18 protein-coding genes are annotated in these 21,339 nt (G+C 42.7%); 11 read left to right on the forward strand and 7 right to left on the reverse strand.

Annotated features, from left to right (window positions below; all coding sequences use genetic code 11):
• Nucleotides 1–31 precede the first annotated feature (31 nt).
• The 5 genes from ACO6S0_RS18380 to ACO6S0_RS18400 form a co-directional block, all read right to left on the reverse strand.
• Complete coding sequence (locus ACO6S0_RS18380) at nucleotides 32–496, reverse strand: nuclear transport factor 2 family protein (RefSeq protein ID WP_422349744.1); 465 nt, start codon at nucleotides 494–496, stop codon at nucleotides 32–34.
• A gap of 11 nt (nucleotides 497–507) precedes the next feature.
• Nucleotides 508–2,733 (reverse strand): DUF5916 domain-containing protein, encoded by a 2,226-nt coding sequence (locus tag ACO6S0_RS18385; protein WP_422349745.1) that lies wholly within the window; start codon nucleotides 2,731–2,733, stop codon nucleotides 508–510.
• A 95-nt stretch (nucleotides 2,734–2,828) separates the two neighbouring features.
• Nucleotides 2,829–3,674 carry a LytR/AlgR family response regulator transcription factor gene (locus ACO6S0_RS18390; protein WP_422349746.1) on the reverse strand — a complete coding sequence of 282 codons (846 nt, stop codon included), beginning with the start codon at nucleotides 3,672–3,674 and terminating at the stop codon, nucleotides 2,829–2,831.
• On the reverse strand, nucleotides 3,658–4,752 hold the full coding sequence (locus tag ACO6S0_RS18395) for a DNA helicase PriA (RefSeq protein ID WP_422349747.1): 1,095 nt from the start codon (nucleotides 4,750–4,752) through the stop codon (nucleotides 3,658–3,660). The genes ACO6S0_RS18390 and ACO6S0_RS18395 overlap by 17 nt, the downstream gene beginning before the upstream one ends.
• Before the next feature lie 71 nt (nucleotides 4,753–4,823).
• A complete protein-coding gene (locus tag ACO6S0_RS18400) occupies nucleotides 4,824–5,957 on the reverse strand; it encodes an SPFH domain-containing protein (protein WP_138836537.1) in 1,134 nt (377 codons plus the stop codon).
• A gap of 223 nt (nucleotides 5,958–6,180) precedes the next feature.
• On the opposite strand from ACO6S0_RS18400, the gene ACO6S0_RS18405 reads away from it, so the two are divergent.
• From ACO6S0_RS18405 to ACO6S0_RS18440, 8 genes are all read left to right on the forward strand, one after another.
• Nucleotides 6,181–9,306, forward strand: coding sequence for a WD40/YVTN/BNR-like repeat-containing protein (locus tag ACO6S0_RS18405; protein ID WP_422351845.1), 3,126 nt, complete (start codon nucleotides 6,181–6,183; stop codon nucleotides 9,304–9,306).
• A gap of 76 nt (nucleotides 9,307–9,382) precedes the next feature.
• Nucleotides 9,383–11,158 (forward strand): MutS-related protein, encoded by a 1,776-nt coding sequence (locus ACO6S0_RS18410; RefSeq protein ID WP_422349748.1) that lies wholly within the window; start codon nucleotides 9,383–9,385, stop codon nucleotides 11,156–11,158.
• 59 nt (nucleotides 11,159–11,217) lie between these two features.
• Nucleotides 11,218–11,763 (forward strand): CopD family protein, encoded by a 546-nt coding sequence (locus tag ACO6S0_RS18415; protein ID WP_422349749.1) that lies wholly within the window; start codon nucleotides 11,218–11,220, stop codon nucleotides 11,761–11,763.
• 144 nt (nucleotides 11,764–11,907) lie between these two features.
• The gene (locus ACO6S0_RS18420) at nucleotides 11,908–13,314 is read left to right on the forward strand and encodes an ATP-binding protein (protein WP_422351846.1); all 1,407 of its coding nucleotides are present in this window, start codon (nucleotides 11,908–11,910) and stop codon (nucleotides 13,312–13,314) included.
• A gap of 94 nt (nucleotides 13,315–13,408) precedes the next feature.
• Nucleotides 13,409–14,191 carry an enoyl-CoA hydratase/isomerase family protein gene (locus ACO6S0_RS18425; RefSeq protein WP_422349750.1) on the forward strand — a complete coding sequence of 261 codons (783 nt, stop codon included), beginning with the start codon at nucleotides 13,409–13,411 and terminating at the stop codon, nucleotides 14,189–14,191.
• A gap of 21 nt (nucleotides 14,192–14,212) precedes the next feature.
• The gene (locus ACO6S0_RS18430; protein WP_422349751.1) at nucleotides 14,213–15,769 is read left to right on the forward strand and encodes a hypothetical protein; all 1,557 of its coding nucleotides are present in this window, start codon (nucleotides 14,213–14,215) and stop codon (nucleotides 15,767–15,769) included.
• A gap of 53 nt (nucleotides 15,770–15,822) precedes the next feature.
• A complete protein-coding gene (locus ACO6S0_RS18435) occupies nucleotides 15,823–16,275 on the forward strand; it encodes an META domain-containing protein (protein WP_422349752.1) in 453 nt (150 codons plus the stop codon).
• 52 nt (nucleotides 16,276–16,327) lie between these two features.
• The gene (locus ACO6S0_RS18440; RefSeq protein ID WP_422349753.1) at nucleotides 16,328–17,401 is read left to right on the forward strand and encodes a PA0069 family radical SAM protein; all 1,074 of its coding nucleotides are present in this window, start codon (nucleotides 16,328–16,330) and stop codon (nucleotides 17,399–17,401) included.
• On the opposite strand, the gene ACO6S0_RS18445 is transcribed toward ACO6S0_RS18440, so the two are convergent.
• Complete coding sequence (locus ACO6S0_RS18445; RefSeq protein WP_422349754.1) at nucleotides 17,398–18,051, reverse strand: hypothetical protein; 654 nt, start codon at nucleotides 18,049–18,051, stop codon at nucleotides 17,398–17,400. The two genes, ACO6S0_RS18440 and ACO6S0_RS18445, sit on opposite strands and share 4 nt — an antisense overlap.
• A 156-nt stretch (nucleotides 18,052–18,207) precedes the next feature.
• On the opposite strand from ACO6S0_RS18445, the gene ACO6S0_RS18450 reads away from it, so the two are divergent.
• From ACO6S0_RS18450 to ACO6S0_RS18460, 3 genes are read left to right on the forward strand one after another with little or no spacing between them, the layout of a single operon-like run.
• Nucleotides 18,208–18,561: a YciI family protein gene (locus ACO6S0_RS18450; protein WP_420401593.1), complete on the forward strand. Its 354-nt coding sequence runs from the start codon at nucleotides 18,208–18,210 to the stop codon at nucleotides 18,559–18,561.
• Nucleotides 18,562–18,568: 7 nt separating this feature from the next.
• Nucleotides 18,569–18,922, forward strand: a complete 354-nt coding sequence (locus ACO6S0_RS18455) for a YciI family protein (protein WP_422349755.1) — start codon at nucleotides 18,569–18,571, stop codon at nucleotides 18,920–18,922.
• Between the two features lie 46 nt (nucleotides 18,923–18,968).
• Complete coding sequence (locus ACO6S0_RS18460; RefSeq protein WP_422349756.1) at nucleotides 18,969–20,216, forward strand: RNA polymerase sigma factor; 1,248 nt, start codon at nucleotides 18,969–18,971, stop codon at nucleotides 20,214–20,216.
• Here ACO6S0_RS18460 and ACO6S0_RS18465 read toward each other — a convergent pair.
• On the reverse strand, nucleotides 20,213–21,307 hold the full coding sequence (locus ACO6S0_RS18465; RefSeq protein ID WP_422349757.1) for an acyltransferase family protein: 1,095 nt from the start codon (nucleotides 21,305–21,307) through the stop codon (nucleotides 20,213–20,215). The two genes, ACO6S0_RS18460 and ACO6S0_RS18465, sit on opposite strands and share 4 nt — an antisense overlap.
• Nucleotides 21,308–21,339: the final 32 nt, after the last annotated feature.

Genomic DNA, 21,339 nt, shown 5'->3' on the forward strand with positions numbered 1-21,339 from the left:
AAGGTTTAAAATTTATGTTAAACCCCTAAGTTCATTCAATCTGTTTTATTCCAGACACATGTGATGCCACGGCCTTCCACATTCCATTGCGTTTGATCAAGATATTGCTGGACTGATAAATGGTCTCAATGGAATCATTAACGATATGACCGGTTCCACAAATAAGGGCAGTTCCGTTATCCAACACATCCAAGCGCTTTATTTCATAATGAAAGGAGTCGTGCTGCATGGCATGTTTCTTGATCCATTCCAACTCCCCTTGTTTGTCCGACCAAGTTCCATTAGCATCTATCATTTGAAAGTCATCTCCTAGAATTTTATCCAATAACACTGTGTCCTGCTCCCTGTAGGCTTTGGGCCATTGGACTTCCTTGAGATTTCGTAGGATTCCGTGGTCTGCCTGCGTAATGAGGCTTGAAGTTTGCGGCTCCACCGAGGTTTCCTTGCATGATGATAGCGCACAAAACAAAATTAAAATACCAATCGTTTTTTTCATGATTTGAAGTTTTAGAAGAATGTGTAAACATATTTGAGGGTAACCAACTGGTTGTTGAATCGAGGTAGTTGTGGCATAAACTGCATACGGTCCGTGTTGTAATCCTGATTGTAAACCACATACAAATTATGGCCATCCCGAAAGTTGTATCGCAATCGGGCACTGGTGAAGACCTGATCTTGAATAGAGTTGTACTGTGCGGTGATGCTTCCGGAAAGATGCAGGTTGTAGGCCCAATTAACCCGTAGTTGGGGCACATTGATCCATTCACTTACTTCCCTTTCCTTAAAGTTGAGGTAGTTTAAGCGCCAGGATCCCTCAAAGGTGAGATGCTCATTGACGCTCCATTCGGGAGATAGCCTGAACTCGAGATTCTCCCCATCAAAAAAGCTTCCGTATTCCACAGAAATTGGGATTTTAAATGCCCTTTGAAAACCACTGGTGTACGAAGCACCAAAAAAAGAGTAAAAATAATCACCTTGAGGTATCGTAATCTTGTTCGAAAATTGAAGCGGTTCCTGAAGAAATTCGTATTGGACTTGCCCAAAGAACATAAGCGCATCATTGTTAAATAAGGTTCCAGACCACTGGCTTCGGTTGTACCATGTTAAAACTTCCGAAAAATCCGTGGTAAAATACAGGTCAGAATTGATGGGCATCCACCTTCTGTATTGAAAGGTATTGTTTTTGCTGTCGGAATTGAATTTTCCATGATTGAGCCCAACATAAAAATTGTGGTGTTTCTCCCTAAGCAGGAACCCCATTCCCGGGTTGAATGCCTTCCCTGAAAATTCGTATGCTCCACGATAAAACCATCCATCGCGTTTACGCCGGGCGAACTGAAATGCGAAACGGGAATTGTCAATCAAATCGTAATCCGCACTGGAAAAATTTTCACCTTCCATGGTTGTAGCAAGGGAGGTGATGATGAAGTTTTCGTCGCCAACATCAATAACCCCATCTACCCCCAAAGCTGTATTGACATAATCTTTCCTTGCCCGGTTGGTGGCCATTAAGCCAATAAAAGACCTATCGTTAAAGACCTTCCTGCGTAATCGCAAGACAGAAAAATTTTCTGTGGGCAATGCTTCGGAATTTATCTGGGTACCTTCCGTTTGCAGGGATAAAAAACCCAAATCCCAATTACCCAATTCCCCAGAAAGTTTGGCTCCTCCAATAATGGGGGTCAATTGTCCATTGTTGATGCCAATGGTCCTACTGTAGAAGAGTTGGGAAAGGATACCCATATCAAAATCGAACAGCCCGGACTGTTGCAAAAAGAACTTACGGCGCTCAGGAAAAAATAGGGAAACCCGACCTAAATTAACAATCTGATCATCTATTTCCACTTGGGAAAAATCCGTGTTCAAGGTGAGGTCCAACGTAAGGCTTGGCGTGATGCCATAGCGAACATCCAAACCAACATCCAATTCATTGAATGCATTTTTTTCATAGGCTGACTGGCTGGAATTGAGGCTGTAATTGTTTTGGGTGGATGCCAGCAGGTAGGGGGTGACCTGTAGGTCTTTTTTAGGTTCTAAACCTACAAATCGCACGGGCTTTTTTAAGGAGGGTTTGCCATTGGCCCCGGTGATGTTCTGAGGGACTTCGGGATACACCAAAAGCTTGTTGTCATAATTGATGGTGCGCTGCGCAGAGATTCCACCCAAAACTTCTCCATCCCGAATTTCAAATCTCAAATTGGACAAAGGGATTCGATATTCAGCTTGCCAACCTTTGTCCGTAATTTGGGTTTTACCCTCCCAGAGCATGTCATAAGCAGGAGTGGAAGGGGCATTGCCCAAGGGCACATTGTCATTGTAAATCGCATCATCGTATCTACTGCCCGTGGGGTAAATACTAAAGATTAAGGCATTTTTTCGTGTTCGGTTGGGATCTATTTGAAAAGCAAAATAATCATCGCCGTACCAACCGTCCCTAACCAGATTTCTTCCAATAATCATCTCTGGATTCGGGTCTTTGGCATCCAAGGCCACATACAGATAGTCCTTATCAAAGGTTACAAAAAGTGTGGTAAGACTGTCCGAAGCTCCCCAATCGGGGCGCCATTCCATAAACGGGAATTGCTGGGCTTCTTCCCAAAGGGTTTCATTTAGAAAACCATCCAAATGGAGCTCATGGTTTGTTCCATGGATATTTGTGGTGTTGTTTAAATAATCCTGGGATAGCATAACCATTGGTGCAATGAAAAGGGCTAGGAAAAATAATCGTTGCATGTAGAATTACCGTTTTGGTCAAATCTACTTGTGGAAAATCTTCGGGGATGAAATAGCTATGTAAGCTGCGGAAAAAAAAGGGCGAGTTGCGGAATTTAAATTTGGGCCAATTCCTGAAGATAAGTTCTGCTAAACTTAAGGTCGTCCCCAGTTTTTAATTTAAGTTTGCCATCTCCGCTGTGGTTCTTCTGGATATGGGCAATAAACTCTGAGTTGACCAAATAGGAGCGGTGCACCCGTTTAAAGGTCTTGGGACACAGCAGCTTGGAAAGCGATTTTAGACTTTGGTATTTTACAAATTTTCCTTTTTCAGTGTGAAGAACCACACAGTTGTTGCTGGTTTCCACATAAATAATCTCATTGGGTTGCAATTGGAATTGATACCCTTGTTTGGAAACGGGAATCCGGGTTTCTTTAGGTTCTGGTGTTGGTGTGCTTTCTTTTGATTTTTCAGATGGGATAAAATAAAATAACAAGGCAAAGTAACAAAGCAGGTTTACCGCTATGTTATTGGTAAGACTCGCATTGAGCATATTGAAACTGGGAGAAGTGCAGTTGTAGATGGTGGTCATCAAGAAAACCACCAAGAGCTGTCCAATGACAATATTTAGGGCAGAAGCGGACAAGCCCAGGCCTCCTTGAATCAACATATTTTTTCCAGATGCGGTTACCCCCCACTTTCCACTCCAAGTTTTGATTTGGTGAGCGGAGAAATTCCAGAAAACGAAACTGGTAATGGCCAAAATAGAAAGTTCGGAAAAGCAACTTGCTCCCAAGCTTTCTTGGAACAGACGACCAAGGCCCATATTGAGCAGCACAAAAATGCTAATTAGAGAAATCCGTTTGGACATGTGATAAATGTACTGGAAAAACAAACGGAACGGATGGATTTTAACGCTCTTTAAACAGCTGGTGCTATTATCTTCAACTTCCTTTGCCAAGGAAAACCAATATACCTATCAGTACAAGACCAAAAATCACGGCAAAAAATATCTTCCAAAAGCTATAAGGCCTAGATCCTGAGATTTGCCCATTTTCTCCATTGATGAAAAAATGGTATTCCTTGCCTTGGTATCGATATGCACTAACATATACCGGAAGCAAAATATGTTTAAATGTCTCTTCGGATAGTTGCATGTCCATTTGGGTCACCCTTTGGGTATCTCCGCCAATATCTTGTCTGCACCAACGGCGGGCAATATCTTTAGCAATTTCCTTGGAATGGAGATGGCCTTGTTTTAAGGGGATGGTATATTTTTCCGTTACAAAACCAGATAGAAAACTGCTGTTGAAAGGTTGAAGTTTCTTCAGGTTCCAACGTGCAATTTTACTGGGGATTCTTCCCGATTTTTGTTTTGAGGCTTCTATCAAAGTATCATCCACAAAACCAGAAACTCGCCCAGAAGCAGGATACCAACGTGTTTTTCGAACCCGTTGTGAAACCATTTCCCCTTGGGCGTTTCTTACCCTCCGCGTTTCGTAGTAATATTCTCCCCGTTGTCCCGAATAAGATGCGGACAGTTGCGCATCAAAGGTCCAATAGGGTAAATAAAGCCCTTTGGTAAACTGGGGGTCCAATGCGGCTTTTTTTAGTTTGTTGGGAGCCCACCACAAGCGATTCACCCATTTTTTAAAAATAAGCAATGACTTTTCTTTTTCTATTTGAAAAGGCAGGACGGCACCGGGCAAAATCCACTCCTCCTTATAGGCGTCTTCCAGAATCAAGGGCATGCTGCAATACACGCAATGGAGGGACTTGTAGTTCTCCTCCACATGTTGATTGGCGCCACAGTTTTTGCAGTGGAGCATGGAAATCTCCTCACTGTGCTTTTGGGAACCCATCTCCAGTAGATAGGGATAAAGCTCAAGCTCCTCAAAACCATTTTCATCCACTTGAATGGACTCTTGATGCCCACAATATTCGCAACTGATATTGGTGGTTCCAGGTTTGTATTTGAGTTCTGCCCCACAGTTGACGCAGGGCTTTTTAAGCTCTGTTTTTTGAATTGATTTCTCCATGCTGTCATTCCCGCTAGGGCGGGAATCTTGTTGTTATGGATTCCTGCTTCCACAGGAATGACAAAATAGTATTATGGGTTCGGCAAAGGAGGTGGGGTATTGCCACCTAAAAACGACTTTAACTCTTCCACATCCTTCAATGCAGTCCAGTTGGCCATTCCCTGCTTCCATACCAAACTATCACGATTGATGGTTCTGCCAGCAAACAAGGCTTGCAGTTGTTCAAAGGAAACAGGCCCTTGTTGCACCCCGTTAACTGCATAAAAGTATTGCACGGCAACTGGCATAGGTGGTGGAACGGGAGTTCCTGCTTGCTGCATTTGCGGATTGCCACCCATTTGAGGACTCATCATACCACCCATTTGCTGCGCCAATACAAATCCCATGCCCATACCCATTCCGGCACCTGCGGTTCCGCCTTCATTTTTGGCGGCAGCTTCAATGGCCTTCGCAGTTTTAAACTTGGTCAACTTGTCCAGGTCCAATTTGTCGATTCGGCTATACTCGAAGATTTCTTTTTTGAGATCTTCCGGCATGGAAACATTTTCGATATAGAATTTCTCCAGGGAGATGCCCACGGTCTCAAATTCCGGAGCCATAACCTCCCGACATGTGTCTGAAAGCTCTGAGGTGTTTGCCGCATATAATTCAATGGGAAGATTGGCTTCTCCGACCGTATCGGTAAATCGCGTAGCGATCAAACTTTTAAGATGCTCATTAATTTCAAAACTGGTGAAGTTATTATCCGTTCCAACGATATCAACGATGAACTTTCCGGCATCCGAAATTTTAAAGGCATAGGTTCCGAATGCTCTAATTTCCACCAAGCCAAAACGGTCGTCACTTAAAGTAATCGGACTTTTGGTACCCCATTTCTCATCGGTGAACAAGTGGGTATTTACAAAATAGACCTCCGCTTTGAAAGGTGAATTAAAACCGTATTTCCATCCCTTTAGGGTGGCTAAGATGGGTAGGTTTTTGGTGGTAAGGTCATAAGTCCCGGGTTCAAATACATCTGCCAATTGACCTTCGTTCACAAAAACCGCGGTCTGCCCTTCCCTTACAATAAGCTTGGCCCCATTCTTAATCTCATTTTGGTAGCGTTCAAACCGATGCGCAATGGTGTCATCCGTATAATCCAGCCACTCAATAATATCGATAAACTCGTGAGTGAGCTTCTCTTTGATCTTGCTAAAAATATCCATGGTACAGTGTTTTATGTTGATGTTTCTAAAGTAAGAAATTGGAAGATTACTTCCTCCAAGGGATTAGTATAAAATTATCCACATTGTTACATACGCTATCAAAATTGATTTAAAAATGGGATTAATATTTGGGCTGATCGAATCTGTGCTTAAAATAAAAACGGTACTTACTTTTTCCCTACATTTAGTACCGACTAATTCAACATCATAGAAAATGAAACAGATGCTTTCCCAAACCGGCTTGTTCTTGCTGGTTTTTTGCCTTTTCGCAACTTCAATGCAATCCCAAAGAAGAAAATCAACCCAAACAAGCCCGGAATATCCCAAGGAATTGTATTCCAGTATGGAGTACCGCTTGGTTGGCCCGTTTAGGGGTGGCCGTTCCGCTGCGGTAACCGGTGTGCCCGGGGAACCCAATCTATTTTATTTTGGGGCCACGGGTGGTGGTGTTTGGAAAACCACTGATGGTGGACGCTCCTGGGAGAACATTTCGGATGGGTATTTTGGCGGAAGTATAGGAGCCGTGGAAGTGGCCCAGAGCGACCCCAATGTAATTTATGTTGGCGGTGGTGAAAAGACCCTGCGAGGGAATGTATCCAGTGGCTATGGCATTTGGAAAACGGAAGATGCTGGTAAGACTTGGCAAAAAGCAGGTCTGGAAAAGAGTAGGCATGTGCCACGCATCCGGATTCATCCCACAGACTTTAATACGGTATATGCAGCTGTACTAGGAAATATTTATAAACCCACAAAAGAAAGAGGGGTATATAAAAGTACGGATGGAGGCAAAAGTTGGAAACAAGTTTTGTTTGTCAATGATCAATCTGGAGCGGTAGATCTTACTTTTGACCCCAATAATCCTCGAATCTTATATGCATCCACTTGGAGAGCCAAAAGGACACCCTATAGTTTGAGTAGTGGGGGCGACGGTTCTGCACTATGGAAAAGTACGGATAGTGGCGAAACCTGGACGGAGATTTCCAAAAACGAAGGTTTTCCAAAAGACACCTTGGGCATCATTGGGGTAACGGTATCCCCTAAAAATAGCGAACGAGTCTGGGCCATTGTGGAGAACAAGGAAAAAGGCGGATTATATCGTTCCGATGATGGTGGGAAAAAATGGACACAGGTCAACAGCGAAAGAAAATTGCGTCAGCGGGCGTGGTATTACACTCGGGTTTATGCGGATACTCAGGATGAAGATGTGGTTTATGTACTCAACGTCCGGTATCATAAATCCACTGATGGAGGAAAGACCTTTAATACCTTCAATGCACCCCATGGAGATCATCATGACCTCTGGATCTCTCCGGAAAGCTCCAAGCGCATGATCATTGGAGATGATGGAGGGGCACAGGTAAGTTATGATGGCGGAGAAACCTGGAGTACCTATTACAACCAGCCTACAGCACAATTTTATCGTGTTACCACAGACAATGCATTCCCGTATCGTATTTATGTGGCCCAACAGGATAATTCCACCATCCGAATCAATCACCGAAGTGATGATGGTTCCATTGGCGAAGATGATTGGGAACCCACCGCTGGGGGCGAATCGGCACATATTGCAGTAGATCCCACAAATAACGATATAGTTTATGGGGGCAGTTATGGAGGTTTTTTAACTCGGGTGAATCACGACAAAGGAACAGTGCGCGGCATCAATGTATGGCCAGACAATCCCATGGGTTATGGGGCCGAGGGAATGAAATATCGTTTTCAATGGAACTTCCCCATCATTTTTAGCAAGCATGATCCCAAAAAGCTCTACACCTTTTCCAATCATGTGCACATGAGCACCAACGAAGGCCAAAGCTGGGAGTTGTTGAGCGATGATTTGACTCGAAACGATCCTGCTAAATTGGTTAGCAGCGGGGGGCCTATCACTCAAGATAACACGGGGGTTGAATACTATTGTACCATTTTTGCAGCCAATGAAAGTCCTTTAAAAGAAGGCTTGCTTTGGGTTGGTAGTGATGATGGCTTGATCCACGTAACCAAGGATGGGGGGTCAACATGGGAAAACGTGACCCCTTCCAACATGCCTGAGTGGAGCATGGTCAATAGTATAGAGCCTTCCAATTTTGATGAAGGCACCTGCTATGTGGCAGCCACGCGCTACAAACTTGGAGATTTCCGACCCTATCTCTACAAAACCACGGATTATGGAAAAACCTGGATAAAAATAACGACTGGTATAAATGATGAGCACTTTACTCGAGCACTTCGGGAGGACCCTAAACGAAAGGGATTACTATATGCAGGGACAGAAACTGGAATGTATATTTCCTTCAATGACGGACAAAATTGGGAAAGCTTCCAATTGAATCTTCCCATAGTTCCTATCACTGATTTGACCATAAAGGACAACAACTTGGTAGTGGCAACCCAGGGTAGGAGCGTATGGATTATAGATGATCTGACGGTCTTGCACCAATTGGATGCATCGAAGAAAGGTTCCGCTGCCATTTTGTACCAACCCAAGGATAGTTATCGTACCAAGGGAACAGCAGCAAAAAAGCCATCAAAAACTGAGGGGCAAAACCATCCCAATGGTGTTGTTTCACATTTCTACCTGAAAAACGTATCGGATAAAGATAGTATCAGTTTGACTTATACATCCATGGCGGGAGACACCTTGGCAAATTATAGCACTTTTGCTAAAGAAGAAAAGAAAAAGCTCAAAGCGAAGCAAGGGGGTAATACCCATGTTTGGAATACACGTGGAAAAGGAGCTGAAAAATTGAAGGGAATGATTCTATGGTGGGCCAATTTGGATGGGGCCAAAGCAGTTCCTGGTTCGTACAAGGTTCACTTAAATGTAAACGGGTCCAGCCAAACCCAGGAATTTAAGATTTTGCCTGACCCAAGGGCTGAGGTCTCCGTAGCAGATATGCAAAGCCAATATGATTTTATCACCGATATCAACACTACCGTGGATAGGGCGCATCAGTCCATCAAAAAAATCAGGAAAATAACGGAACGGTTGGATGCTTTTGGCAAGCAATACAAAGAGGATGAACGTACCAAGGACTTGGTGGAGAAAGCCAAAAAAATGAAGGAGGATTTTGGCACTATTGAAAAGGCATTGTACCAAACCAAAAACCGTAGCAATCAGGATCCCTTGAATTTCCCTATTCGGTTGACCAATAAACTAGGTCATTTGAACAGTCTGGTCTCCATTGATGATTTCCCACCTACGGCCCAGGACATAGCGGTAAAAAATGAACTGACCACCAAAATCAACACCCAATTGGATGCTTTTGATGCCTTGGTGGATAAGGAGATGCAACAGTTCAATCGAGAATTCAACAGTTTGAACTTGAATTATCTATTTGTGGAGGAATAAATAAAGAACTGAAGGGAATTCGTCTAAATTTGCGGCTCTTGGTTACCAAGAGCCGCAGAAGTTTTATAGACGATTTATGAGTATTGATCCCAAGACATTTTATACAAGCCAGTCTTTAAAGTTTGAAAACGAGCTGAGCATCCTTGGGAAAAAGTTGGATGTTTCAAGTGCCATTAGACTTTTGGTGGCCATTGCAACTTTATTGGGGATTTATTTGACTTGGGGAACCATGGAATTCGTCATTCCCCTCTTTCTTTTAGGAGCAGCAACCTTTGCCTATTTGGTCGTTCGTCATGATCGGATCAAATATCGGCAGAACCTGACTCGGGAGTTATTGGCCAGAAATCAAAAAGAGCTTCGTGTACTCCAAAGGCAGTTTTCCGATTTACCGGACGGAAAGGAATTTCAGGATTCAAATCATTGGTACAGCAAGGATATCGATTTGTTTGGCAGCGGATCCTTTTACCAATACCTAAATAGAACTGCTTTGGAAAGTGGCTCCAAGGAGCTGGCACGGCAGCTCTTGTCCAACAACATTCAAGGCATTGATTTAAAACAAGCCGCCATAGCTGAGTTGGCCACCAAACCCGAATGGAGGCAGGAATATGGTGCCACGGCCACCTTGGTCAGCACACAAATTCCAGCATATAGGATTGTTGATTGGCTTTCCCATTACGTCCCTTTTATTCCCACGAGGATGATAAAGGGGGCTTATGTTTTTTCAGCAGTTTCCCTGGCGGTTGTTACCGCATGCAGTATAGGATGGATTTCTTGGATTTGGACATTGGCGGTTTTTGTCGTGGGTATGGCAATAAGCGGGAAGTTTGTGAAGAAGGTAAGCACACTTTCAGTACATGTATCCGAAATACAAAACACCTTCACCCAATATGCCCGTTTACTGGGCCTCTTGGAAGATCAAAAATTTGAGAGTCAGCTTCTAGTTCAAAGGCATTGCGAAATTAAAAATGAAGCGAATTCAAGCTCAAGGGTACTGAAACGATTCTCCAATCTTTTGGATCGATTGGATCAACGAAATAACCTTTTGGTTGGGTTCATCCTTAATGGGTTTTTTCTGCGGGATTTAATGATTTGCGGCTATATAGAAGCTTGGATAGATCAAAACAAGCATGTGGTTCCCAAATGGTTTGATGTTATTGCGTTTTTTGATGCGTACAACAGTTTGGGCAATTATACCTTCAATCACCCAGGCCATGTTTATCCCACTTTGATGGATGAAGGAAAAACCTTGGAATGCAAAGCAATTGTACATCCCCTATTGGCTCCCGATAAAGCAGTGCCCAATGATATAACCATCAGTCTTGAAGATTTTTATATCGTTACCGGTGCCAACATGGCGGGTAAAAGCACCTTTCTAAGAACAATAGCCCTCCACTTGGTCATGGCAAATGTTGGACTTCCAGTTTGTGCGGAATCTTCAAGCTATAGACCAATAAAGTTAATCACCAGCATGCGCACTACCGATAGTCTAAAGGATGATGAAAGCTACTTTTTCAGCGAATTGAAAAGGCTAAAATTTATTATTGAAGAGATGGAGTCCGATAGGTACTTCATTGTTCTGGACGAGATTCTAAAGGGAACCAATAGTAAGGACAAGGCCATCGGATCTCAAAAATTCATTGATAAATTGGTCGGTATGAAAGGTACCGGAATCGTTGCTACCCACGACCTTAGTCTGTGTGAGGTTGCACAAAAACATGAAAACGTGTCCAATTATTTTTTTGATGCCCAAATAGTGAATGGCGAACTTATCTTCGATTACCAATTGAAAAAAGGGATTTGCCAAAACATGAATGCGAGTTTTTTGCTAAAAAAAATGGGCATAGTTGAATGATTTAAGGGTTGTTAAACCTTAAATTTAGCCTTGGAATTCTGAATCTAATCCATAACCCAATGTTATATCCCTATATAAAATCGTTGCACCTGATTTTTGTGGTTACTTGGTTTGCTGGCTTGTTTTACGTTCCACGCTTGTTCATTTATCATATTGAGGCTTGGCAAAAACCTTCGCCCGAAAGGGAAATTTTATCCGACCAGCTCAAATTGATGACCAAACGCTTATGGTATATCATTACCTGGCCATCTGCTATTTTGTGTACGCTTTTTGCCATTTGGCTGTTGGCATTAATGCCCGAATGGCTGAATCAATCCTGGATGCATATCAAGTTGGGATTCGTGGGACTACTAATTTTCTACCACTTAAAATGTCATCAAATTTTTAAGCAGTTGCAACGGGATGAGGTGAAATATACTTCTCGATTTATGCGAATTTGGAATGAACTGGCGACATTGGTTTTGTTCGCAGTGGTGTTCCTTGTAATCTTAAAGAATTCCTTGGATTGGATCTATGGCACCCTTGGAATTATAGTACTTGCCATTTTGCTTATGCTCGGGATTCGATTGTACAAAAGAATCCGGGATAAAAACCCGAATGCATAAACCAAATCCAATTATTCAACTCCAAATCCCAACTTTTGGATTTTGGTGCTTGGAATTTTTTGGTTCGATTATTGCTAACTTTATTCGCAAACTGGATTAGGATTGTTAACAAAACTATCGCTTCGCTCCCGTATATTTTTCAGCATGATCATGTTGGTGGTCATTGCTTCCGTGTTGGTAGGCGGGGTCACCATTTATCAATATCGGGAACAGGATAAGGATTATCACGAAAATCGACTGGAACGGAAGGAAGAGCAAATTCTCCAAAGCATTTCCTATGTTCTCAAGGAAACCACTTATCCCGTCACCACGGAAAATTTAGGCCACATCTTTAAAGATGAAATCTATAAGATTGCAGATGTCCAGAATGTCACCTTTAATATTTATGACCTGGAAGGTGGGTTGATCAAAAGTTCCCGACCTGCTTTTGAAGCCGATTCCATTTCCAATTGCTTGGATGCCGAGGTATTGAACATGCTAAAAGTCCAGGCAGAAAAGCGTTATGTGGAGAAGAAAAAGGCGGCAGGGGACAACTACCAAGCTTCCTATACCTTTATTAACGATTTACAGTTTAAACCAATCGGTATAGTTAATCTCCCTTATTTTGAGGACAATTCCTTTAGCAATATGGAGCTGAGGGAATTCATGTTCAGATTGGGAGGGGTTTACTTGCTGATGTTGCTTTCTGCAATTATTTTGGCCTATTTCATTTCCAAATACATTACGCGCTCCCTGCAGACCATTTCTGATAAAATGGCTCAAACGGATTTGACCCAGCGCAATGAAAAAATCTATATAGAAAGACCTACGGAAGAGATTGGAAAATTGGTGGATTCTTATAATGGAATGATTGATGAATTGGAGGAAAGTGCAGCCAAATTGGCCCGTAGCGAACGGGAACAGGCCTGGCGTGAAATGGCCAAGCAAGTGGCCCATGAAATCAAAAATCCCTTGACTCCCTTACGACTTACCATTCAAAGTTTTCAACGGAAGTTTGATCCCAATGATGCAAAAGCCGAACAAAAGATCCAGGAATTTTCCAAGACGGTGATCCAACAGATAGATACGTTGAGCAATATTGCCTCGGCCTTTTCAAATTTTGCCAACATGCCTGCCCAGCAAAATGAGACTTTGAATGTTGTCAAAATAGTTAAGTTGGCCTTGGAAATATTTCAAGAGGATTACATCCATTTTATTTCCGATGAAAAAGAGATCATAGCCAAATTGGACCGAACCCAGTTGATTCGAGTGGTCACCAATCTGGTGAAGAATGCAATCCAAGCAGTTCCGGAGGTAGAATCTCCCAGAATTCTGGTGACCGTGGCCTCTGAAGGGGGGGAAGTAAAAATATCTGTAGCAGACAATGGTGTAGGAATCACTGATGATTTCAAGGATAAAATATTTGAGCCTAAGTTTACTACGAAGTCCAGTGGTATGGGCCTTGGCTTGGGAATGGTAAAGAACATTGTGGAGAATTACCAAGGAACCATTGATTTTACATCCCAAGAAGGGAAAGGAACGGTATTCACCGTAAAATTTCCCAAGGAATAACCTGTCCTTATTCTGCGCTATTGGATGATTGATGGTGGATGTGTAATTTTACCAAACACCAAACACCAAACACCAAACACCAAACACCAAGCCCTTGAACTACGAAAACATTTACATCGAAGAGGAGAACAACATTGCCACCATTACCATTAATAGGCCCAAAAAGTTGAATGCACTCAATAAAAGAACCATTTCTGAATTGCATACGGCCTTTAAGGAACTGGACGAGGATGATGAAATTCGCGTGATTATTGTCACAGGAAGTGGCGAAAAGGCATTTGTGGCAGGAGCAGATATTTCTGAGTTTGCCGATTTTTCGGTTAAAGAAGGAAGAAAACTGGCAGCCGAGGGTCAAGAAATCCTGTTTGATTTTGTGGAAAACCTGTCCACCCCTGTAATTGCCGCGGTCAATGGTTTTGCCTTGGGTGGGGGACTGGAGTTGGCCATGTCCTGCCATTTTAGAATCGCTAGCGATAATGCCAAAATGGGCCTCCCTGAAGTATCATTGGGAGTAATTCCTGGGTATGGAGGAACGCAACGCTTACCGCAGTTGGTTGGAAAGGGAAGAGCCATGGAAATAATCATGACGGCGGGGATGATTAGCGCGGATCAAGCGTTGCAGTATGGTTTGGTCAATCATGCGGTGCCCCAAGAGGAATTATTGCCCCTAAGTCTTAAAATAGCGAGCAGGATATCGAATAACTCCCCTGTGGCCATAAAATATGCAATAAAAGCGGTAAATGCTGGTTTTAAGTATGATGTGAATGGTTATGCAACGGAGATAGATGCCTTTGGCACCTGCTTTGGCACCAACGATTTCAAGGAAGGTACTTCCGCCTTTTTGGAAAAACGAAAAGCCGATTTCCCCGGGTCATAGCCATGGTAACCAAACCAGACTATGATGAAACAAAAAATCCTGTTGTTTTGCTTGCTTTTTGTTGGAGCACTGGTATGTGCCCAAGAGAAAATGCCAGTAGCCTACGATTTTGGTGAAAAATTCAATGATAGATACCGTTACTCCAATTTACTGACCATTTCTGATGATGGCTCAGGTGGCTATATTTTGGTTAGAGCGTATTTTCAAGGCTTGATCTTAAAGCCAAAAGGCTATTTGATTGAACAGTACAATAGTAATTTGGAGTTGGTGTCAGAATACAACTATAAGTTAAAGGGACTCGACTTTGTGGACGGCTTCCTTAAAAACGGACAGTTGAATTTGCTGTTTCTCAATTACAATTACGATAGGGGACAGTATGAATATTGGGTGCATAGAAGCCCAATTATCAACTACAATTTCAGACCGGAAAAACTATTGTCCATTGCTTCGGAAGAGGTGCGAAATCCAGTAGACAAGAACTACTATAACAGAAACTTCTCCAAGGGATTTTCCACTTCCATCCTGTTCAATCAGGAGAAAACCGGCTTTGTGATCAGTACGCACCACAAAAGAGGAAAAAACAACAAGCACATCATCCACTTATATGATACAGGCCTAAATAAAAGGTTTGAGCACGACTTTTCCCATGAAATTGAGGAGAAAAACTATGCCTTTGAAAATCTGGCTATCTCCACCGATTTGTCCACAGCATACATCGTAGGGAAGGCCTATTTCAAAAAGAAGCGTTTTAGGGTGGACGAGCGCAAGTTTCAATATGAATTGATCAAGGTTTCGGCCAATGGAAGCCAAACCCAATCGTTTGTGGACGAAGGAAAGTATCCAGAGGCCTTATACCCCATAATTTTAAGAAACAGACTGGTCTGTACGGGATTTTATGCGGATAGAAAGGACAATCGCTACAATGGCATTGCTTATTTTGATATCAATCCGCTAAGCTTGGCGATCAACGCTAAAAAATACAACCCATTTTCCCTTCAGTTTATGGAGGATAAATTTGGTAGGGACGAAGACAAGGTAGTCAAGAACCTTGTTTTTAAGAGTGTTGAAATAACCGAAAGCAACGAGATTTTTTTTAATGCCGAGGAGTACTTCGTGACCACAGGCATGGAGGTGACCGGTGCTGGCCAACGGGTTAAGTTGGAACGGTTTCACCATAACGATATTGTAAGTGCCAAACTCGATACCGAAGGGGATTTGGTTTGGGCCAGAAACATCAATAAAGCCGAGGTAACCCAGGGTGATGGTGCCTATGCCTCCTATAGCTCCTACTGTAAAAATGGAAAGACCTATTTCTTCATTTGCACCGCCGCAGATAACCCCCAATTGATCAATAACGAACGCCTAATCTTTAAACAGGGACTCAGCCGAAACCGAAATGTGTTTATGATTTCCTTGGATGAAAATGGGGTTATGGACTATGAAAAGATCATTGACAACCAAGAAGCCCGACTCCCTTTAATGGTCTCCAAACCGTTAAAGGATGTGGATGAAAGCAAAATGCTTTTTTACGCCAAGCGCGGTAGTAAAAAACAACTGGTAAAAGTCTCCTTTTTATAAGATCGTAAGCAACGCTTTCCCCCTCCTTGACTCTTAAAAGTAAAACCATAATCATGGATGTAGGGTTGAGAAATGGTATTTTCACATTCCTTTGTATTGCTTTGATAGCGTGTACCGGTGACGATGTTGGTGTTAACAACCAAAAAATTATTGGGGAGTGGCAGGTTACCGCCATCCACAACTCAAGTCCTTCCGGACCCACTTTGGGGCCTCTCACGGGTGAGATTATTTCCATTATTTTTTTTCAAAATGGAACCTTTGAAGGGACCACTTCGGCAAATACCTTTGGTGGGGAATTTTCGGCTACTGATACCACCCTTTTTATTGAAGAAATGATAACCACCGAGGTGGCCGATACCATGTTTGGTCAGGCGTTCTATGAAGCCTTTGAAGGAAGTAGAAGTGCGGACACGGGCTTTTCCGAATTTGAACTTTCTTTTCAAGACGGGAACCAGCTAAATCTTGAATACCAGAACTTCAAATTTTTGGGTCTGCAAAAGCAATGATCTTAACAATATAAATTGGATTATATCCATATATTTGGAATAAATCCATGGAATGAACTTGAATGACCTACAAAAAGGAAGAGGTGCCCAAAAAAATCCACACAACAGATTCCTAAAAGATGTTTATGAAATAAGGGAAGATTTTCTCGAATTCTGCAGAATGGAAGGGGAAGAACCAGAGAACACCAAAACCCAGTATATTCCCATTTTTCCCAAAACCATTGTCAATAAGGTTGAAAGCCCGGATGTGGGCATGCTCTATTCCATGAATCCTTATCAAGGGTGTGAGCATGGATGTGTCTATTGCTATGCCAGAAACACCCATGAGTATTGGGGCTATAGTGCTGGACAGGATTTTGAACGCAAAATTTTGGTGAAGAAGGCAGCACCGAAGTTGTTGGAGGCCAAAATCAAACATAAAAACTGGAAAGCAAATACCATTGTATTATCCGGTAATACAGATTGCTATCAACCGGCAGAACAACAATTTAGGATTACCCGAAAGTGTCTGGAGGTCTTTCTAAAATATAGGCATCCTGTGGGCATTATCACTAAAAATGCATTTATCCTTCGGGATTTGGACATTCTAACCGAATTAGGCGCTCACCAGTTGGTTGGGGTAAATATTTCCGTTACTTCCTTGTCAGAAAAAACAAGAAGGAAGTTGGAACCTCGCACTGCATCCATTCAAAAAAGACTGAAAACAATTCGGGTGCTGAGCGAAAAAGGAATTCCGGTAAATGCGATGTTGGCACCGATGATTCCTGGAATCAATAGTCATGAAATGCTAAAACTGGCCAAAGCAGTGGCAGATGAAGGGGCCTTGTCCTTTGGTTTTACTGTAGTGCGATTAAACGGAGCCATAGGTCAGATTTTTGCGGATTGGATAAAAAAAGCAATGCCCGATAGGGCGGAAAAAGTGCTACACCTGATCCAAGACTGCCATTCGGGAACCTTAAGCGATAGTAGGTTTGGAATTAGAACACGGGGCGAGGGCAAGATTGCTACACAGATTCATGAAATGGCCAGGCTTGCGCGCCAAAAGTATTTTAGGGGCCGAGTGTTTCCCAAACTCAATCACGAATTACATGAGCAGTACAAAACAGGGCAGATGAAATTGTTCTAAGATGTTTTGCGCTTTCCAAAACCGGTGGACAAGCGAACCGTGATACCTATGGCTTTGGTATTGAAGTTTTGTTTATGGTAATCTTGCTCAGAAAAATCGAGTTGGTTTAGAGATTTTCCTGCGTTAAAGGCAGTATAGGTTAGATAGAGGCCAAGCTTTCCAATTTTGTCCGTTCCCAAGAATTCATAACCAAGAGAGAAGGTCCAAAAGTTAAATTTGCTTTTGGTCTCTTGTCTGATATCAGTTTGGTCCGTGTCAGTGTAATCTCCAATAGCTCTTTGATTTCCAAAATGATATTTGGGAATGAACACTACTCGACTATAATCATCCTGAATAAAAAACTTGGGGCCAACACCCCAAACCCAAGCATCAAAAAAACGATCTAAAAAGGAGCGGAATCCAATATCACCTGAAGAATCAATGGCCCAATCTTCATCGGAACGACCTCCAAAATAATAAGTTACATCGACTTCAGGAGCCACATGCTTTAGTGCAAAAAGCTCGGAGCCCACTGAAAAGTTGAGATAGGCTGATGGCTCAAACTCGTCCTCATAAAAAGCGGCGAAAGAAATATAGGCTTCTGGGGGTTGTAACTGGGAGTAGCTAATGGAGAGCGTAGTAAAAAGAAGAATTGCCAAGATGTGTTTCATAGGCTACAAATCATCAATAAATATGCCATAGCCCAAGCTTGTTATGAGATAATTTTGAATAAATTTATAAGGATTGTCCAATCCACACTTTGCTCTTCGTCATAACATCGAAACAAAGTATAAACCGGTTCCTAATGGGACATAAAATTTAAACCAATGAGTAATTTTTTGTATTTATTTCGAGGAGGTCATGATGCGTACCAAGAGCTATCGCAGGAAGAAAAACAAGCCCATATGCAAGTGTGGGGAGAGTGGATGGGAGGCTTAAAAGAAAAGGGCCAACTTTTGGACGGGCTACCCTTGGCAGAGGATGGAAGAGTGGTGCATCAACGCGGTGAAATGGTCACCAACGGACCCTTTGCCGAAGGAGCTGAGGTAGTAGGAGGCTATCTGATTGTTGTGGCCAAGGATATTGATGAAGCCGTTGAAATGTCCAAGGGATGCCCAATTTTTGATTATGACGGGAGCTATGTAGAGGTTCGGGAAATCCTATCAATGGACGGACATTAATTGTGGCATGAGCAATTTTCTTTGGCTGTTCCGAGGAGGGTACCACGACTACAACCAACTATCTGATGAAGAAAGGGAATCCTTGAACAAGGATTGGAAGAAGTGGTTGGAGAACTTGCAGCAAGAAGGTAAGTTGATAGAAGGTTTACCGCTTTCACAAGAAGGTCGCGTAGTCTATAACAGAGGAGAACTGGTCACCAATGGCCCTTTTGCGGAAGGTGCCGAGGTGGTTGGAGGATATACCATCATATCCGCGCAGGATTTGACCGAGGCCGTGACGCTTTCCAAGGGTAATCCCCATTTTGGATTTGAAGAAGGCACCCTGGAAGTACGGCAGATTATTGACGATGAAGTCCATTAATTTTAGCATATGAAGAAGAAAGCCTGACGTGGTTCAGGCTTTTTTTATGAACATGGAGAATAACCAACTTGACAATACCATTGAACACCTGTTTCGAAATGAGTACGGAAAGGTAGTGGCCGTTTTGATTCGGAAGTATGGGACATCCCATATTGAGAAAATTGAGGATGCCGTGCAAGACACTTTTTTAAAGGCCATGAAGATTTGGGCCTATAAGGAGATGCCCAACAATCCAACTGCCTGGCTGTATCGAGTAGCGAACAATTCGTTGATTGATGTGCTTCGAAAGGACAAGAAATCTTCAACTTTTGAGGAGCATGTGTTTAAGGAAGTTTCTGAAAGCCCCTCTGATGGAGTATTGTTGGAAGATGTAATCTCGGACAGTCAACTCCAACTCATTTTTGCCTGCTGCGACCCCTCCCTTTCCCAAGAACATCAGATTATTTTAAGTCTCAAACTTATTGGGGGTTTTAGTAATAAGGAATTGGCAGAGGCTCTGCTTAAAAAGGAAGAAGCTGTTGCCAAATCTTTCACCCGTGGGAAAAAGAAATTCAGGAATGAGGTACAAATGCTGAAAATTCCGGTGCAAATGGGGCTTCAGTCCAGATTGTTTGTTGTTCTTCGGGTTATTTATTTGCTTTTTACAGAGGGTTATGCAGCTTCGACCGGCTCACAGGTCATCAAACGGGATATTTGTTATGAGGCTTTGCGTTTGGCCCTGTTGCTTAGGGACAACAAATATTGCAACCATCCCAATTTGGAAGCATTGATTGCCCTAATGTGTTTCCATGCCTCTCGATTTGAGGCGAGATTGGATGAAGAGGGTGCACTTGTCACTCTGGAATTTCAGGATCGCTCGAGATATAATAGGGAGTTGATCGAGATTGGGATAAGGCATTTGGAGGGAGCCGGGACGTTGGACAAAACTCCATCGCATTATCATTTGGAGGCAGCTCGATCTTATTATCATTGCGCAGCAAAAAGTTTTGGACAGACCGATTGGAAGAGCATCCTTTATCTGTATGACGTACAACTCAAACAACAGTATTCACCCATGGTAGCCTTAAACAGAATTGTTCCCTTCGCAAAGATCCATGGTGCGGCAAAGGCACTGGAAGAACTGAATAGATTGGCCAAAAATTCAAATTTTGAAACCACGGGTCTGTTTTATGCAATAAAAGCCGAACTGCTCCAGGAATTAAACGATAAAGATTATCAAAGTGCTTTGACCAAAGCTATCGAGCTTACGGAAAATGATTTGGTGAAAAGACATCTACAAAAGAAATTGCCCTAAACTTTGATAAAGGTGTTGTTCTTGTACATATACCAGAGCAACAAATAGAGGATGCCAAACCCTCCTATGGAAGTCAACATGGGATAATAGGATCCAGCGGACCGTTCCAATCCGAACAAAAGAAATTTTGAAACTTCTGGGAAGTTGATCACATGAGACAAAACATAGGCTGTAATGGCGTTCATCCCGATGACTTTTAGGGGATACGTCCATTTCGTCCTGCCTTTAACATCAATAATCAAGTAGAACAAAGCCAAGAGTAGAAAACACACTCCGGAGGATGCCAGTACAAAGGAGCTTGACCAGATTTTTTTGACTATCGGATGCCAGATGCCCCAAATGAGGCCTAGAGCCAAACCAACTATTCCTGCTATAAAAAGATACAGCGCAACATTGTTTCTAGGGAGCTTGGATTTTATCAATTCACCGGCAAAGACCCCTGATAAGGTGGTGGCGGTAAAGCCAAGTCCGCTGAGTAGCCAGGTGTATTGCAGGCCATCATCAAATCTCCCCAGAATCAATCGGTCAAAATAAAGCGCAAAATTTTGGTCTGGTAACAACACGCTTTGTCCCACCCCGGGAACATTCGGTACTGTTAAAAGTAAGGCATAGACAACTAGGCAAGCGGCAAAAACCACATAACGCCATTTTTGATTCAGATGAATATAGGCAAGACAGGAAAATAAGTATCCTACCGCAATGGCCTGCAAGGTATTGCTAAAAACATGGAATTGGGAGAGGTCAAAAGCCAACAAATTGCCTTGTACGATCCATCCAAGAACAAAAAGAATCACAAACCGCTTGGCCAGCTTTCTATAGACATGACCCTTGCCATTTTTGTCCTGCATTCTTTTGGACATGGAAAAAGGAATTACGGCACCCACCACAAAAAGAAACAAAGGCATAATGATGTCGTAAAAGGTAGACCCAAACCATTCCGGGTGACTGAACTGTTTGGCCAAAGCTTCCGTGAACGGAGTCTGTCCCCCTTGATGTAGATTGTAAAAAAAGTGGTCTGCAAAAATAATGAGCAACATATCAAACCCTCTCAATGCATCAATGGAAAGGATTCTTTTGGATGGCTGGCCCATTTTAGGTTGGTTATTGGGCTGCAACTGACTCC

This window comes from Flagellimonas sp. (assembly GCF_965233845.1).
In the GTDB taxonomy this organism is placed as follows: Bacteria; Bacteroidota; Bacteroidia; order Flavobacteriales; family Flavobacteriaceae; genus Flagellimonas.

Coding starts and splice junctions, on each gene's coding strand:
- ACO6S0_RS18380 (WP_422349744.1), bottom strand. CDS start 496: ATGAAAAAAACGATTGGTATTTTAATTTTGTTTTGTGCGCTATCATCA.
- ACO6S0_RS18385 (WP_422349745.1), bottom strand. CDS start 2,733: ATGCAACGATTATTTTTCCTAGCCCTTTTCATTGCACCAATGGTTATG.
- ACO6S0_RS18395 (WP_422349747.1), bottom strand. CDS start 4,752: ATGGAGAAATCAATTCAAAAAACAGAGCTTAAAAAGCCCTGCGTCAAC.
- ACO6S0_RS18400 (WP_138836537.1), bottom strand. CDS start 5,957: ATGGATATTTTTAGCAAGATCAAAGAGAAGCTCACTCACGAGTTTATC.
- ACO6S0_RS18405 (WP_422351845.1), top strand. CDS start 6,181: ATGCTTTCCCAAACCGGCTTGTTCTTGCTGGTTTTTTGCCTTTTCGCA.
- ACO6S0_RS18410 (WP_422349748.1), top strand. CDS start 9,383: ATGAGTATTGATCCCAAGACATTTTATACAAGCCAGTCTTTAAAGTTT.
- ACO6S0_RS18415 (WP_422349749.1), top strand. CDS start 11,218: ATGTTATATCCCTATATAAAATCGTTGCACCTGATTTTTGTGGTTACT.
- ACO6S0_RS18420 (WP_422351846.1), top strand. CDS start 11,908: ATGATCATGTTGGTGGTCATTGCTTCCGTGTTGGTAGGCGGGGTCACC.
- ACO6S0_RS18430 (WP_422349751.1), top strand. CDS start 14,213: ATGATGAAACAAAAAATCCTGTTGTTTTGCTTGCTTTTTGTTGGAGCA.
- ACO6S0_RS18435 (WP_422349752.1), top strand. CDS start 15,823: ATGGATGTAGGGTTGAGAAATGGTATTTTCACATTCCTTTGTATTGCT.
- ACO6S0_RS18440 (WP_422349753.1), top strand. CDS start 16,328: ATGAACTTGAATGACCTACAAAAAGGAAGAGGTGCCCAAAAAAATCCA.
- ACO6S0_RS18445 (WP_422349754.1), bottom strand. CDS start 18,051: ATGAAACACATCTTGGCAATTCTTCTTTTTACTACGCTCTCCATTAGC.
- ACO6S0_RS18450 (WP_420401593.1), top strand. CDS start 18,208: ATGAGTAATTTTTTGTATTTATTTCGAGGAGGTCATGATGCGTACCAA.
- ACO6S0_RS18455 (WP_422349755.1), top strand. CDS start 18,569: ATGAGCAATTTTCTTTGGCTGTTCCGAGGAGGGTACCACGACTACAAC.
- ACO6S0_RS18460 (WP_422349756.1), top strand. CDS start 18,969: ATGAACATGGAGAATAACCAACTTGACAATACCATTGAACACCTGTTT.
- ACO6S0_RS18465 (WP_422349757.1), bottom strand. CDS start 21,307: ATGGGCCAGCCATCCAAAAGAATCCTTTCCATTGATGCATTGAGAGGG.